The organism is Anaerostipes stercorihominis (genome assembly GCF_057535655.1).
In genome coordinates this window covers 226,174-241,483 of record NZ_BAAJCL010000003.1, presented here as the reverse complement: position 1 = coordinate 241,483, position 15,310 = coordinate 226,174, and the positions used below count along the sequence as shown (strand labels likewise).

The 15,310-nt window shown below is 40.8% G+C and carries 12 protein-coding genes; 8 read left to right on the top strand and 4 right to left on the bottom strand.

Annotated features, from left to right (window positions below; genetic code table 11):
* Positions 1 to 86: 86 nt before the first annotated feature.
* Positions 87 to 1,202 carry a 5-methyltetrahydropteroyltriglutamate--homocysteine S-methyltransferase gene (locus AC27EF_RS05015; RefSeq protein WP_487109331.1) on the top strand — a complete coding sequence of 372 codons (1,116 nt, stop codon included), beginning with the start codon at positions 87 to 89 and terminating at the stop codon, positions 1,200 to 1,202.
* 91 nt (positions 1,203 to 1,293) lie between these two features.
* On the opposite strand, the gene AC27EF_RS05010 is transcribed toward AC27EF_RS05015, so the two are convergent.
* Positions 1,294 to 3,696 (bottom strand): endonuclease MutS2, encoded by a 2,403-nt coding sequence (locus tag AC27EF_RS05010; RefSeq protein ID WP_487109330.1) that lies wholly within the window; start codon positions 3,694 to 3,696, stop codon positions 1,294 to 1,296.
* A gap of 230 nt (positions 3,697 to 3,926) precedes the next feature.
* On the opposite strand from AC27EF_RS05010, the gene ppk1 reads away from it, so the two are divergent.
* The 4 genes from ppk1 (at position 3,927) to AC27EF_RS04990 (ending at position 9,323) form a co-directional block, all read left to right on the top strand.
* The gene (ppk1, locus tag AC27EF_RS05005; RefSeq protein WP_487109329.1) at positions 3,927 to 6,008 is read left to right on the top strand and encodes a polyphosphate kinase 1; all 2,082 of its coding nucleotides are present in this window, start codon (positions 3,927 to 3,929) and stop codon (positions 6,006 to 6,008) included.
* Positions 6,009 to 6,198: 190 nt separating this feature from the next.
* A complete protein-coding gene (locus tag AC27EF_RS05000; protein WP_487109328.1) occupies positions 6,199 to 7,140 on the top strand; it encodes a 3'-5' exoribonuclease YhaM family protein in 942 nt (313 codons plus the stop codon).
* Between the two features lie 8 nt (positions 7,141 to 7,148).
* Complete coding sequence (gene rlmD / locus AC27EF_RS04995) at positions 7,149 to 8,534, top strand: 23S rRNA (uracil(1939)-C(5))-methyltransferase RlmD (protein WP_487109326.1); 1,386 nt, start codon at positions 7,149 to 7,151, stop codon at positions 8,532 to 8,534.
* Positions 8,535 to 8,561: 27 nt separating this feature from the next.
* A complete protein-coding gene (locus AC27EF_RS04990; protein ID WP_487109325.1) occupies positions 8,562 to 9,323 on the top strand; it encodes an EFR1 family ferrodoxin in 762 nt (253 codons plus the stop codon).
* On the opposite strand, the gene AC27EF_RS04985 is transcribed toward AC27EF_RS04990, so the two are convergent.
* Positions 9,320 to 10,792, bottom strand: coding sequence for a GHKL domain-containing protein (locus AC27EF_RS04985; protein ID WP_487109324.1), 1,473 nt, complete (start codon positions 10,790 to 10,792; stop codon positions 9,320 to 9,322). The two genes, AC27EF_RS04990 and AC27EF_RS04985, sit on opposite strands and share 4 nt — an antisense overlap.
* Positions 10,776 to 11,534, bottom strand: a complete 759-nt coding sequence (locus tag AC27EF_RS04980; protein ID WP_487109322.1) for a LytR/AlgR family response regulator transcription factor — start codon at positions 11,532 to 11,534, stop codon at positions 10,776 to 10,778. Before AC27EF_RS04980 ends, AC27EF_RS04985 begins: the two co-directional genes overlap by 17 nt.
* Positions 11,535 to 11,806: 272 nt before the next feature.
* On the opposite strand from AC27EF_RS04980, the gene AC27EF_RS04975 reads away from it, so the two are divergent.
* The 3 genes from AC27EF_RS04975 to AC27EF_RS04965 all read left to right on the top strand — a co-directional run bounded on the left by AC27EF_RS04975 (position 11,807) and on the right by AC27EF_RS04965 (position 14,338).
* A complete protein-coding gene (locus AC27EF_RS04975) occupies positions 11,807 to 12,664 on the top strand; it encodes a D-alanyl-D-alanine carboxypeptidase family protein (protein ID WP_487109321.1) in 858 nt (285 codons plus the stop codon).
* A 105-nt stretch (positions 12,665 to 12,769) separates the two neighbouring features.
* The gene (bsh, locus tag AC27EF_RS04970) at positions 12,770 to 13,741 is read left to right on the top strand and encodes a choloylglycine hydrolase (protein ID WP_487109319.1); all 972 of its coding nucleotides are present in this window, start codon (positions 12,770 to 12,772) and stop codon (positions 13,739 to 13,741) included.
* A gap of 12 nt (positions 13,742 to 13,753) precedes the next feature.
* Positions 13,754 to 14,338 (top strand): DNA-3-methyladenine glycosylase I, encoded by a 585-nt coding sequence (locus tag AC27EF_RS04965; protein ID WP_487109318.1) that lies wholly within the window; start codon positions 13,754 to 13,756, stop codon positions 14,336 to 14,338.
* Here the strand turns inward: AC27EF_RS04965 and AC27EF_RS04960 are convergent.
* A complete protein-coding gene (locus AC27EF_RS04960) occupies positions 14,335 to 15,198 on the bottom strand; it encodes a putative ABC transporter permease (RefSeq protein WP_487109316.1) in 864 nt (287 codons plus the stop codon). The two genes, AC27EF_RS04965 and AC27EF_RS04960, sit on opposite strands and share 4 nt — an antisense overlap.
* Between the last annotated feature and the right edge of the window lie 112 nt (positions 15,199 to 15,310).

The window sequence follows — 15,310 nt, the reverse complement described above, 5'->3', positions numbered from 1 at the left end:
TGAGGTAAACTAAGTGTACGTAAAAAAGCACCGGTTATGACAAGTGGTGAGTAAACAATAAATTTAGCTTTGCAGGAGGATATAATATGAGTACATTTCGTACACCGTTTCGATATGATTTTGTGGGAAGTTTTTTAAGACCGGAACGTTTAAAGAAAGCGAGAGCAGCATATGAAGATGGGAGCGTCAGCAGGGAAGAACTGACAAAGACAGAGGATGAATGCATCCGGAATTTGGTGGAAAAACAAAAGGCGGCAGGGTACCATGTTATTACAGATGGTGAATTTCGCAGAGCCACATGGCATCTGGATTTTATGTGGGGATTTGAAGGTGTTGGTCACAGTAAAACCCAGACGGGACTTCCGTTTCACGGTGAGGCAGCCATGATTGATGACACTTATCTCACCGGAAAGGTTGCTTACAAAGCACATCCGTTTGTAGAAGATTTTAAATTTGTAAAAGCTTTGGAAGATGAGAGTACCGTAGCCAAACTTACAATTCCGGCGCCGGCACAGTTTATGGAACAGATGATTATGCCGTTTGCATGGGAAAATTCTAAGAAATTTTACGAAACCAAGGAGGAATTGGCAAAAGATATTACAAAAGGATATCAGCAGTTTATTCAGGATGTTTATGCGGCAGGATGCAGAAATCTTCAGTTTGATGATTGCTCCTGGGGAATGTTAGTGGACCCGAAAGCCTGTGAATTTTTTGGAACCGATGCGGCAGGACTTGAAAAAATCAAGAATGAATTGTTGGAACTTAACAATGCAGCTATCGAAGGAAAACCAGAAGATCTTGTGATCAGTACGCATGTATGCAGAGGTAATTTCCACTCCACCTATGCAAGCAGCGGAGCTTATGACAGTGTGGCGCAGACATTGTTTGCGAAAGAAAATGTGGAAGCTTATTATCTGGAATTTGATGATGAGCGGTCCGGAGGTTTTGAATCTCTTGCAAAGGTATCCGGTGATAAAAAGGTAGTTCTTGGGTTAATTACGACAAAAACACCAAAACTTGAGGATAAGGAGACTATAATTCAAAGAATTAAAGAGGCAGCGAAGTATCTTCCGTTGGATCGCCTGTATCTAAGTCCACAGTGCGGATTTGCATCCTGTGAAATCGGAAATAAACTGACGGAAGAAGAACAGTGGGCAAAATTAGCCCTAGTAAAAGAAATCGCAGAAGAAGTCTGGAAATAGAGATTCGACTTTTATCGAAAGAGAAGATCAACCGGAGCCGTTTTTAAGTTTGTACAATGGCTCCGGTTTGTTAAGTTTTAGAAATTATGCGTCACAGCAATACGACGGTCACGCCCAGATCGCCTTCTCCGTATTCGCCATCGCGATATCCGGAAATCCTATGTTGCTTTTTCAATTGCTTGAAGTAGGTGTGAAGACCCTTTCTCAGAGCGCCGGTGCCTTTTCCGTGCACTACGGTTATCTGATTTAAATTGGCAAGGCAGGCATCGTCAATATATTTATCCAGCTGGGAAACGGCCTCATCGACAGTCATTCCCATAACATTGATTTCCGGCTTGATGGAAGCCGCTTTTTGAATGGAAGTTCGTCCGCGGTTTCTGCTTTCATTTCGTTGATTTTCTTTTTTCACTTCCTGTATTGTTTTTGTTATCTCAAGATCTTTGATGTTGACTAAGGAACGCATCATTCCCATCTGTACATAGAGATCCCCCTTAGCGTTGGGGAGAGTGGAAACAGTTCCCGCCAACGAAAGACTGGTCACATAAACCTCATCTCCAATATGAAAATCCACAGGATCATGATGGCGTTTCCGGCGTTTTTTAGATTTGTATGCCATCTGGTTTTCCAGTTTGCTCATATGACCGCGGAGATCGCTACGCATATGTTCCATTTTCTTGTTAGTATCAGGGTGATTGCGTTGTTTTTTCAGTTGATTGTATTCCCTGATGGTGGAATCTGCGATTTCTTTTGCTTCGGAAATAATATTATGAGCTTCTTCTCGTGCCTCCCGGAGCATTTTTTCCCGTTTTTCTTTGAGATGATCCTGCTTGGATTTTAAGCTTTGTCGGAGGGATTCTATTTCCTTTCGATACTCTAAAATTTCCTCTTGTTCCTGTTCAATGGTCTGCTTACTTTGTTCCAGATCCGTAAGGATACTTTCAAAATCTTTTACGGACTGGTCGATCTGACCGGAGGCGCCTTCGATAATATGTTCATCCAATCCCAGTTTTCTGGAAATTGCAAAGGCGTTGCTTTTTCCGGGAATTCCGATCATCAGCCGATAAGTCGGGGAAAGCGTTTCCACATCAAACTCACAGGAGGCATTTTCAATATCATCGGCAGACAGGGCAAACATTTTCAATTCACTGTAATGTGTCGTTGCCATAGTCTTGATTCCTCTGTCATGGAGATCCGTCAGGATGGATATGGCAAGAGCGGCTCCTTCGATGGGATCTGTTCCGCCGCAGAGCTCGTCAAGCAGTACAAGAGAATCACCATGTGCCTGTTGTACAATGGAGACAATATTTGTCATATGAGAGGAAAAGGTACTGAGATTTTGTTCGATACTTTGTTCATCTCCGATATCGGCAAAAACTTCCCGGAAAATACCAAGGGATGATCCCTGAAAAGCCGGGATATGCAGTCCGGACTGTCCCATCAAAGTCAAAAGTCCAACGGTTTTTAAGGAAACCGTTTTTCCACCGGTATTCGGACCGGTTACAATCAGCATGGAAAAATCTTTTCCAAGAGAAACATTGATCGGCACGACTTTTTTTTGGTCTAAAAGCGGATGGCGACCATGTTTAATCTGAATAATACCGTCTTCTCGAAAGATGGGCTTGGATGCGTTGAGATCTTTTGCATATTTTGCTTTTGCAAAAATAAAATCAAGAAGGACTAAGGTTTTCTGGTTGGATGCAAGATCGTCAATACCATAGGAAGCCTGTTCACTTAACAGAGATAAAATTCTCTCAATTTCCGTCTGCTCTTTGCCTTCCAGTTCTTTTCGTTCATTGTTTAGAGCAACCACAGCCATCGGTTCAATGAAAAGTGTACTGCCGGAGGCAGATTGGTCATGAATCATCCCCTGAAAGGAATTGCGGTATTCTTGTTTTACCGGAATACAGTAACGTCCGTTTCGCATGGTCACAATGGCGTCCTGAAGCTTGTCCTGATTGGAAGAAGCGCTTACCATAGCCGTTAGCTGAGAATGAATTTTCTGGTTGGTTTGTTTGATGGCACGACGAATACTCTTTAATGAAGAGGAGGCATCATCACTGATTTCTTCTTCAGAGATAATACAGCGGCGAATTTCACGCAGAAGGTCTTCCATTGGAAGCAGGCTTTCAAACAGATCATCCAGAGAATCCGCTTCCGTTTCATCGTCAGTCCGAACGCCGTAGGAAACAGCGTTTTTTACAGTTTCTAAAAGCCGGGCGATATCAAGAAGTTCACCGATTCCCAGGGTTCCCTTCATTTTTAATCTTGCCAGAGAGGCAGACAGATCATTTACGCCAAAAAAAGATACATTTCCACGCTGATAAATTCGTGTCAATGCATCCTGTGTCTGGTCCTGGGCATTTAAAATATGAGATTCTTCAGTCATAGGTGTCAGAGCCGAACACATGGCTTTGCCAAGCTCCGTTGTGGCATATTCTGTTAATATTTTTATAATTTTATCAAATTCCAAGGTTTGTAATACTTTTTGATTCATGAGTTTTGCTTCCTTTTACAGTTTATATCTGGTTCCATTTGAGTTTAACATAGATTTTTCCCGGTGTAAACGGATAGAAGAAAATCCAGAATTAAGAAAGAATTTTACAAAAACTTAACATAGCGTGTCTTTATTTTTAACGGAAGGATCGTAAAATATAAGAAAAACCTAAACAGATGCCGTCTGTCGATGTGAGACGGGATGCGTCTTCAGCATCCCGGAAAGATAATGTGTCAAAAAGCTTTTTGGAGGATAGAATGAAAACAGAACAGAAGATATTTATGAATCGGGAACTTTCGTGGCTGAAATTCAATGAGCGCGTACTGGAAGAGGCAGAAAATAAAGAGGTTCCTTTATGCGAGCGTTTAACCTTTGCTTCGATTTATCAGAGCAATTTGGATGAATTTTTTATGGTGCGTGTGGGATCTTTGATTGATCAGATGTTAATTGACCGGGATATGAAAGAAAATAAAACGAAGATGACGCCAAACGAACAGCTGGAAGCGATCATGCCCGCGGTGAGGAAATTAAACCGCAGAAAGGACAGTGTTTATGAAGAAATTATGGAGCAGGTGGAAGATTACGGAATTAAGCTGGTAAACTTCCAAAAGATATCCAAGAAGGAAAGTGAATATCTTCGAGCATATTTTCAGGCAGAGATTGCTCCGTTAATTTCGCCTACGATCATAGGAAAACGACAGCCGTTTCCTTTTTTGAAAAACAAGGAGATCTATGTGGTTGCGGTATTGGAGACAAAAAGCGGAAAGGAAAAGCTTGGCATCATTCCATGTGGAAATCAGGTATTTCAAAGATTGATTAAATCGTCAAATAACGGAGATTATATGTTGTCGGAGGAGATGATTCTCCACTATGTTCCAAGGGTTTTTAAAGGATATCATGTAAAAGCAAAAGCCTTGATTCGGGTTACAAGAAATGCAGATATTGATGCCGATGCTCTATATGATGAAGATCTCGACTATCGTGATTTTATGATTCAGTTAATAAAGAAACGAAAGAAGCTGGCGCCGGTTCGTCTGGAATTATCCAAGGAAATGGACGGAGAAATCATTGATTTATTATGTGAATATCTGGATTTAGATCCGAGATACGTCTTCTACAGTCAGGCGCCGTTGGATTTATCCTTTGTATTTGGGGTACAGGACATTCTTCGGAGAGAAAACCATTTGTTCTTTGAGAAGAGAGTTCCACAGAAATCTCCGCAGTTTTCCGAGGATGAGCCGATCATGGACCAAATTGCCCAAAAAGATAAACTGCTGTCTTATCCTTATGAGAGTATGCGTCCGTTTTTAAGCTTGCTTTCGCAGGCAGCAAACGATAAAAACGTAGTTTCCATTAAAATGACGTTATATCGTGTGGCAAAGCAGAGTAAAATTGTGGAGTCCTTAATTGAAGCGGCAGAAAACGGAAAGGACGTCACCATTTTAGTGGAGTTAAAGGCTCGTTTTGATGAGGAAAACAACATTGAATGGTCCAGAAGACTGGAGGATGCCGGATGCCGTGTGATCTATGGATTAGACGGTTATAAGGTTCACTCTAAATTATGTCTGATTACAAGAAAAATCGAAGGGCATGTAGAATATATTACCCAGATCGGAACCGGAAATTATAATGAAAAAACCAGCCGATTGTATACCGATTTATCGTTGATGACTGCCAATGTTGATATTGCAATGGAAGCGGCAGATGTGTTTCAGGCGCTGTCAATGGGGGACACGGTAGAGTCATCCAATCATCTTCTGGTGGCGCCCAACTGCCTGCAAAATCGAGTTCTGGAAATGATTGATCAGGAAATAGAACATGCAAAAGCCGGAGAGGACAGCTATATCGGCTTAAAAATGAATTCTCTTACAGATAAGAAGATTATGGATAAGCTGACAGAGGCGTCCTGCGCGGGAGTGAAAATTGATATGGTGATTCGGGGAATTTGTTGTTTAATTCCGGGGATCAAAGGGAAAACGGAGAATATTCAGGTAAGGAGCATTGTGGGTCGGTTTCTGGAGCATTCCCGCATTTATATTTTCGGAAGTAGAGGAAGAGAAAAAGTTTACATTGCTTCTGCAGATTTTATGACCAGAAATACTCTGCGCCGGGTAGAGGTTGCGGCACCTGTTTATGATCCGGAACTGAAAATGCAGCTGACGGAAATGTTTATTACGATGCTCAGTGACAATCAAAAGGCGCGGGAGGAGGATTTCAGGGGAAATTATAAAATTCCGAAGAATCAGGAAACATGTTTAAATTCGCAGGAATTTTTCTATGAGCAGGCGTATAAAAACGCAAAGGAATCGTAGCGGCGAAGCAAAAGATGAAAATGCAAACAAGAAGAGACGATATTTTGCAGTGCCTTTGGTTTTCAAAGGATACATTTAGAATATCGTCTTTTTGCATGTTTTGGGTATGGATTTTATAAATGAACTGTGGCATAATAAAATGTGAAAAATTGAAGAGGATTTAAAATTTTAAACTAGAAAGGTTTCAAACATGAGATATATTAGCGATTTACGTGAAGGAGATCAAATTACGGAGATCTATTTATGTAAAACAAAATCACCGGGAACTTCAAAATTCGGAAAATCTTATTATTCCCTGACTCTTCAGGATAAAACCGGTATGATTGACGGAAAAGTGTGGGAGCTGACCAATGCCATTGGTCATTTTGAGGCGATGGATTACATACAGGTTCGCGGACAGGTGACCAGTTATCAGGGCGCCCATCAGTTAAATATTCAGCAGATCCGCAAGGCTTCCGAGGGAGAATATCAGATGACAGATTATATGCCGAGTACCAAGAGGGATATTGACGGCATGTATCAGGAATTACTGCGGATGATTCAAAAGACAAAAGAGCCGCATCTTAAAAAACTGGCAGAGAAGGTTTTTGTGGAGGACCAGAATTTTGCGAGAGAGTTTAAAGTGCATTCTGCGGCAAAGAGTGTGCATCATGGATATATTGGAGGGCTTTTAGAGCACAGTCTTTCGGTTGCAAAGGTATGTGAAAGCTATGCTGCATTGTATCCGCAGATCAATCGGGATTTGATTGTCATGTGCGCTCTGTGGCATGATATGGGAAAAGTCGAGGAGCTGTCCGGATTCCCTGAGAATGACTATACAGACGAAGGACAGCTTGTGGGGCACATTGTGATGGGGGCGATCAAGCTGGACCGCTTGATTCGGGAGATCCCTGGGTTTCCGCCGAAGCTTGCCAATGAAGTAAAGCACTGTATGCTGGCTCATCACGGGGAGTTAGAATTCGGTTCCCCGAAAAAGCCTGCGCTTTTGGAGGCAATTGCACTGAGTCAGGCGGATAATCTGGATGCCCGTATGGAAACTTTTGCGGAGATTATGGAGAAACAAAAAGAAGATCAGGAATGGTCCGGATTTCAGCGGCTTTTGGATACAAGGATTCGTAAAACATCAATTTAGAGGTGCATATGGAATTTAAGAAAAATCAGATAGTAGAACTGTATATTGATGACATTGGAAATGAGGGAGAGGGCATTGGCCATATAGACGGCTATGCCCTTTTTTTAAAGGACGCGGTGATCGGAGATAAGGTTCGCGCTAAAATTATAAAGACAAAGAAAAATTATGGATTTGCAAGGGTGGAGCAGGTGCTGGAGCCATCCAAAGACAGGGTGGAGCCCAGATGCCCGAAAGCACGTCAGTGCGGAGGGTGTACTCTGCAGCATTTATCTTATGAAAAGCAGCTGGAATACAAATTTCATAAGGTAAAAAATTGTTTGGAGCGAATTGGAGGATTGTCGGCGGTGGAAGAAAAAATGGAGCCTATTTACGGAATGGAGGAGCCTTTTTATTACCGCAACAAAGCTCAGTTTCCGGTAGGAACCAATAAGGATGGAAAGCTGGTGACAGGATTTTACGCAGGAAGAACACATCATATTGTAGATGGCACCCATTGCCTGATTCAGCATCCCGTCAATGAAAAGATTCTGATAACAGTATTAGATTATATGAAAAAATATAAAATTTCCGCCTATGATGAAACCACGCACCGGGGATTGGTGCGCCACATTGTAACGAGAGTGGGATTTGCGACGGGACAAATTATGGTCTGTCTGGTGGTCAATGGCTCTAAAAAGGATCTCAGAAATTTAGATGCTTTGGTTGATTCTCTCAAGGAAATTAAAGGGATGACCAGTATCTGTGTGAATGGAAACAGGGAAAAAACAAATCGTATTCTGGGGAATAAGATTGAAGAGGTGTATGGTCCTGCTTATATTCGGGATGACATTGGCAATGTAAAATATCAAATTGGACCTTTGTCATTTTTTCAGGTAAATCCAAAACAAACGAAGGTACTTTATGAAAAGGCTTTAGAATATGCAGGGCTGACAGGGAATGAGACTGTATGGGATCTGTATTGCGGAATCGGGACGATTTCTCTGTTTTTGGCACAAAAGGCAAAAAAGGTTTATGGTGTGGAAATTGTAAAAGAAGCCATTGACGATGCAAAATTAAATGCCAGAATGAATGGATTTACCAATACAGAATTTTTTGTAGGTAAAGCGGAAGAAGTTTTGCCGCGGGAATATGAAAAAAATGGAATCTATGCAGATGTTATTGTAGTGGACCCTCCGAGAAAAGGGTGTGATGCTTCTTTGCTGGAAACAATGGTAAGGATGGCGCCGAAACGAATTGTATATGTAAGCTGTGATCCGGCGACACTGGCACGAGATCTGAAGCGATTGGGAGAAAGTCAATATCAGGTAGAGAAAATCAGTGTTGTAGACCAATTTGGACATTCTGGGCATGTAGAGACAGTCGCTTTACTGGTGAGAAAAGCGACTGTCTTATGATAAAAAATAAGAGGAGGAAACAATCAAATGAGTGTATATCAAATCATATTTAGCCCCACCGGAGGAACAAAAAAGGCAGCCGATATCTTTGTCAAGGCGCTTCGTAAGCCTTATAAAACTATGGATCTAACAGATTCCACCGTGGACTTTTCAGAAATAACATTTCAGGAAAATGATCTTTGTATCATCGCAGTTCCATCCTTTGGCGGAAGAGTTCCGGCAGCGGCATCTGAGAGAATTCAGAAAATCAAAGGAGAAGGTGCAAAGGCGGTTTTGATTGTAACATATGGAAATCGCGCCTACGAGGATACCCTTCTTGAATTAAAAGATCTTATGGAGGAATGCGGTTTTCGCTGTGCAGCGGCAGCGGCAGTTGTGACAGAGCACTCCATTGTTCATAAGTTTGGAAAGGGAAGACCGGATGAACAAGATGTACAGGAGCTTGAAGGTTTTGCAGAGAGTATTTTGGAAAGAATACAAAATCATAAGATACCGGAAAATTTAGATGTACCGGGAAATCGGCCGTACCGGAAATATGGTGTTGTTCCGATACAGCCCAAGGCAGGAAAGAACTGTAATGAGTGTGGATTATGTGCTCAAAAATGTCCGGTGGAGGCGATTTCAAAAAGTCATCCGAAAGAAACGGATCAGGAGCTATGCATCTCCTGCATGCGCTGTGTGAAGGTTTGTCCAAATCAGGCAAGGAAAGTGAACGCTTTGCTGTTGGCAGCAGTTACAAAGAAAATTCAGAAAGCCTGCGCCTCAAGAAAAGAAAATGAATGGTTTTAAAGGATGAGGCTTTGACAAAACATTCCTTGATTTGTATAAGAGTTCAATGTAATATTCGGATATTTTTTTAAAATACTTTCAACAATAAATAAACCATTTCCGCGTCCCAGTCCTTTGTCAGAAAGGCCTGGGATAACTTTTTGATTTGCGCGAATAGAATTGCAGATTTTAATTTCATAATTACCGGATGCTTCTGCAAAAGAAACTTCCAATTTCTTTTCGGCTGTCTGACGGGCCTCCTCCATGGCATTGTCCAGAAAAATTCCCAGAATACGTACAAAATCTAAAAATTCAATTCCATGAATAAACATATTCTCATTGAAATTTTTTTCCATAGAGAAACGGAGTGTTAAATCGTCATATAACCCGGAGGTCAATTTATAATATAAAAAGGCTTTTAGTTGTTCATCTTCAATTCTTTGCAAATTTGTGTACAAATCATTCTTTTTCAGCTCTTTTTGAAAATATGGATTGACAGTTTTTTGAAAGTATTCTTTTAGCTGCCGATCCTGGCTGTGTTCGATAAAGTGGCTTAGAGTAAACAAAATATTTTTCATATCGTGTTTCAAATTCCGGATTTCGGTCAAATTTTCTTCTAAATTATGGTTATACAAAAGAAGATCTTCTTTGTACCTTCGCTGGGCGTCCAGAGTCAGCCGGTATTTTGAGAATTTCAGCAAAATAATTAAAATAAAAAACTGAAAGAAAATGACGCCGGTGGATAGGACGTTGGTAATGAGCATATAGAGATCAAACATCGTAAGCTGAAAAGCTTCCGCGTCTGCTTTGGCAAGATAGTCTGCCGAGGAATCAAATAAGACATTTAACAATTCAGACTGCACAAAGAAGACCAGAAAAAATATCAGCAGAGATGTCAGTATAAAATATCGGGCAATAGGCGGATAGGAAAGTTCCAGCTGAGATACCTGCTGAAAAAATTTTCCGAAGAAATGGTTTAGGCACCAGACCAGCAGTGCATCCAATGCAAGTACCGCTGCGGAAAGGAAGCCGAACAGGAAAATTTTTATAAAGGAAGATGCAGGAAGCCCACGGGTGAGATCATAGTAAGCAGGCATGGAAAAATGGTAAATGGCAGAGAGAAAAAGCCGGTTGACGATGTAGGAGAGGAACGCCATCCAGGTAAATAATACTTTTCCCTTCTGCAGTTCTCTTCTCCAGAGGCTAATTCCGAAAAAGAGCAAAAATATGAAAAAGTTTGTAGTATTCATCTGAGAAAATGAAGTAGTAATGGAAACAAAGATTCCGCAGAACAAAATACCGTAATCAAAAAAACGAAAGTCAAGGAAATTTAAAATGCGGATGGAGATGACACTGGTAAGACTGATTACGATATTTTGCATAAATGTAGTTCCGGTCATTTTCAAAAGCGGATGATACAGACTGATCCAAATGAGGAAGAACAAAATCAGAAAGTGATACCAGCGTTGTGTATTATTTTTCATCTCCATAGATAACTCCTTTTATTTTATTTCGCAGACGGAATGAGCAGGGGGCCTGTGCCCCGTTCATAAATTGAATGATTCCGTCATTCATTCCGATCATATGATGTTTGTGGACAATGACGGAGCGGTGGCTTTGAATAAAATCATCGCCTAATTGCGATAAAGCATGTTCAATGGATTCTCTGACGGTAATGGAAGAACCGTTGACGGTGTGGTAGCAGATACAATGAGATTTTGTTTTCACAGCCTCTACATACACAATATCAGAGATGGGCAGTAAAATTTCGTCATCAAGTCCCGGCTTTAAGGGAATGCTTTTTTGAGGGGCGCTCTCTTTTGGCGGAGCCAGCATTCTTTGGGCTAAATAAATATACTGGTAACAGGATTGATTCATTTTGGCAAGATCGGTCGTCTTTTCAATAAAACCAAATGGCTCAATGCCGGATTTTAAGACATCCAGAGCAAGTTCATAATGATTGGTTACAAAGACAATTTTAGATGACGGGGAGTTTTTTCTGATTTGTTTGGCAATATCAATGCCATTAAATTCGTTGCTTCCAAAGTCCAAATCCAAAAAAAAGAGAAAATCTCCAGGATGCTTTTTTACATAAATGAATAAATCTTTGTAGTTGGATGTGATACATACAATCTGACCGTCAAGATGATAATTGGATAAAACTTCTTCAATTTGCTGCTGCATGATTTTTAAAATAAAAGGGTCATCATCGCAAAGAATAATTTTTAACATAATACGCTCCTTTGTAGGTATTAGAATATAAACAATCATAAGAAAAAGCAATGGAAAAATCCAGAATAATTCCTGAAAACGAAAGGACTGTCCTGAAAAAACCATCGCTTTCAACGTTTAAGCCAAAAGTTGTTTTTTTAAGGCACAGCCATTGCCTCATAATTTCATTTTTTTTATGATTTAGAACATCGAGGCGGAGAACTCTGTCAACAGAATTCATTTTTATTATATGAGACAAATCATAGAGATGCAATAAGGGGAAGGAGAGTCTTATGAAGAAAGTAAAACGGCTGATTGCAGCTGTCGTTTTTTTGCTTGGAATTACAGCCATCGGGAATTATTTCACAGAAAGAAAATTGGTGTCAAATACATACAGTCGGTATCTTGTATTGATGGAACGTTCCGGACACAAGATCATTGCTTCCAAAAAAGGGGAAGAAAAAATGTATCCCGCGTCTATGACAAAAATTATGACAGCCTTGATTGCGGCAGAAGAAATTTCTGACGATCAAAAAAAAGTAGTAATCCCGGCAGAGCTGGTTTCCAGAGCAAAGAGCCAGAGGGCGTCAACGGCGGGTTTTTTCGGGGGAGAGATTGTGACAATAAAAGACCTGCTTTATGGAATTATGCTGCCTTCCGGCGCAGAGTGCTGCTATCGGATTGCGAAATATCTGGATGGATCGGAATTAAAATTTGCAGAGCGGATGAATCGAAAAGCCAAAGAACTTGGCATGAATCATACGCATTTTTCCAATGCCACAGGACTTTTTGAGGAGAATCATTATACCACGGCAAAAGATATGGCAATCTTGCTGGATTATGCACTAAAAAATGAGAAATTCAGGAAAATTTTTACCAGTATGACATATCAGGTTTCTCAAACGAATTTATCGGCATCGAATCGAACGCTTTATAGTACCTTGTTTCCGTATAGAGAAAAATTGAGGCTGTCCAATGGAAGGTATCTTAGAGGAAAAACGGGATATACCGATGAAGCGGGTCTTTGCCTTGCGAGTCTGGCAAAGATCAAAGGCAGAGAGTATCTTTTGGTTACCGGAAAGGCGGAAGGAAATCATCAGACAAAACCGTATCATATTTTGGATGCCATACGAATTTTTGAAAAATTGTAAAGGCAGAAAGAAATGTAGTAAAAAGCATTCGTCGGTGGTATGATAAAGAATATAGATCATAGCAGAGCGTTGATGGGAGGATGGAAACATAAGGAGGACTTTTTTATGTGTACTGCAATCACGTATCAGACGAAAGATTTTTATTTCGGACGGAATCTTGATTATATGACTTCTTATGGAGAAGAAGTTGTGATAACTCCAAGAAAATTTCCATTAAGATTCCGGCATGAAAAGGATCAGCGAATGCACTATGCAATGATCGGAACAGCCTGTGTGCGTCATGGAGTTCCGCTGTATTATGATGCTGTGAATGAGGCAGGACTTGGAATGGCAGGGCTGAATTTTGTGGGGAATGCAGTGTATCGTCCTTTGAAGAAGGGACATACCAACATTGCATCCTTTGAATTGATTCCGTGGATTTTAGGTCAATGTGACTCTGTTGCCCAGGTCCGAAGCTTATTGTCCGGGCTTCATCTGACCAATGAGTCTTTTGAGGAAACCGTACCTCCCGCGCAGTTACATTGGATTGTGGCAGACCGACAGGAAGCTGCCACCATAGAAGCCGTGAAAGACGGACTGCATTTCTACAGGAATCCGGTGGGCGTTTTGACCAATAATCCTCCGTTTCCAATGCAGCTTACGAACTTCAATCAATATATGCAGCTATCAGCGAAAGATCCGGAGAATCGATTTTCAAAGAGACTCTCCTTTTCAATTCCCAGCCGCGGAATGGGGGCGTTGGGACTGCCAGGAGACCTCTCCTCACAATCAAGATTTGTAAGAGCAGCTTTTATCAAAGAAAATTCTGTTTCAGACTGCTCAGAAGCAGGGAGTGTGGGACAGTTTTTTCATATTTTAGGTGCTGTTGAGTTTCCGAGAGGGTGTTGTGATCTGGGACAGAAGCAATATGATATTACGATGTATTCAAGCTGCTGCAACGCGAATAAGGGAATTTATTACTATACCACATATGGCAATCGACAGATTACGGCGGTGGATATGTACCGGGAAGACTGGAAAGGCAGAGACTTAATTAGAAAACCAATGGAACAAACACAGCAAATCCGATATCAGTAGGGAGGGATAGAAATGGAATGGAAGGATGGAAAAATAAGATGCTGCTGGGCAAATCCCAACAATGAAAATTATATTCGCTATCATGATACAGAGTGGGGAATTCCGGTATATGATGATCAAAAATTATTTGAGATGCTCATATTGGAAGGATTTCAGGCAGGGCTTTCATGGGAATGTGTTTTAAATAAAAGAGAAAATTTCAGAGAGGCTTTTGATGGTTTTGATATAGACCGGGTGAGCTCCTATGATGAGGTTTCTATGGAGAAGCTGAGGCAAAATCCGGGAATTATCCGAAACCGCCGCAAAATTCAGGCGGCGGTTATAAATGCTGGGATTTTTAAGGAAATTCAAAAAGAGTTTGGAAGTTTTTCAAAATATCTTTGGGAATTTACCGACGGGAAGGTCATCCGTGAAACAGGGCTTAGTCACTCTGAACTTTCTGATCGGATATCAAAAGACTTAAAAGCAAGAGGAATGAAATTTGTGGGAACAACGATCATATATGCTTACCTTCAGGCTGTCGGTGTCATTGACTCCCATGAAGACTTATGCTTCTTACGGGCGGCAAATTTTCAGGACGAGAAGGAGAAACTTTAATCCGGCTTACGGTATTTATCTTTGGTGCGTTTCATAAAATCTTTCAGGTTACGGAATTGTTTTTTGTAAATTTGAGGTTTCATTTTCGGAAAGGCTTTCATGAGCCTTTTTGAAGTTCGAGACGGATTTTTTAATAAAGAAATGTATTTTACATAAAGTTCTTCCGGACGCTGTTTTAGGTCATTCATTTTCTGTTTCAAATCATCCACATTCTGTTTCATTTCTTCTATTTTTTCTTTTAATTTATCCTGCGCTTCAAATCCGTCCATCATATTTTGATAAATATTTTCCCCGATCTGATCAGAGATATTGTGAAGTTCTCTGGCAATTTCATCCATCAGGGCAAGTCGTTGATTGAATTTTAAAATTGCCTGAACCGTAATGTATAAATCTGCCAGCAGTGCAGTGCACAAAATCAAAAGAAAAAGCTGTCCTATCCATAAGGGAAACAGAGAAATTAATTTTGTGGTCAGTGGATAAATCAGCTTTACAATCACGACACATCCAGCGCCCCAGATCAGCGAGAAGAGGGGACATACATAACCGCCGATATTCAGCGGCATATCAGAGTAATCCCACCATTTATGGTGAAACAGTTTTTCCAGCAAAATGCCCGTAAGAAGTTCCAAAACGGTTACGAGAACGGCAGACGCAAAATATAGATAAAGCGGATGATGGAGATACGGCTGCAAAGCGGCAACAACCAGTGTTACTCCAATTCCGTAAATGGGGCAGATGGGTCCGTTTAAAAAGCCCCGGTTTACAAAGGTTTGTTGTCGGAAGGCTGCGAATGCAACTTCTGCGCACCATCCGAGAAAGCCATAGATAAAAAAATTAAATAGAATATCATAGAGTGTCATAGGGATCTCCTGTCATAGGCTGTTTCTAAAATTGATGAATCTATCTTAACAAATTCTAAGGCAATTTACCAGTGTTATATGGTATGATATAAACAACAGAGAAACTGCGCAT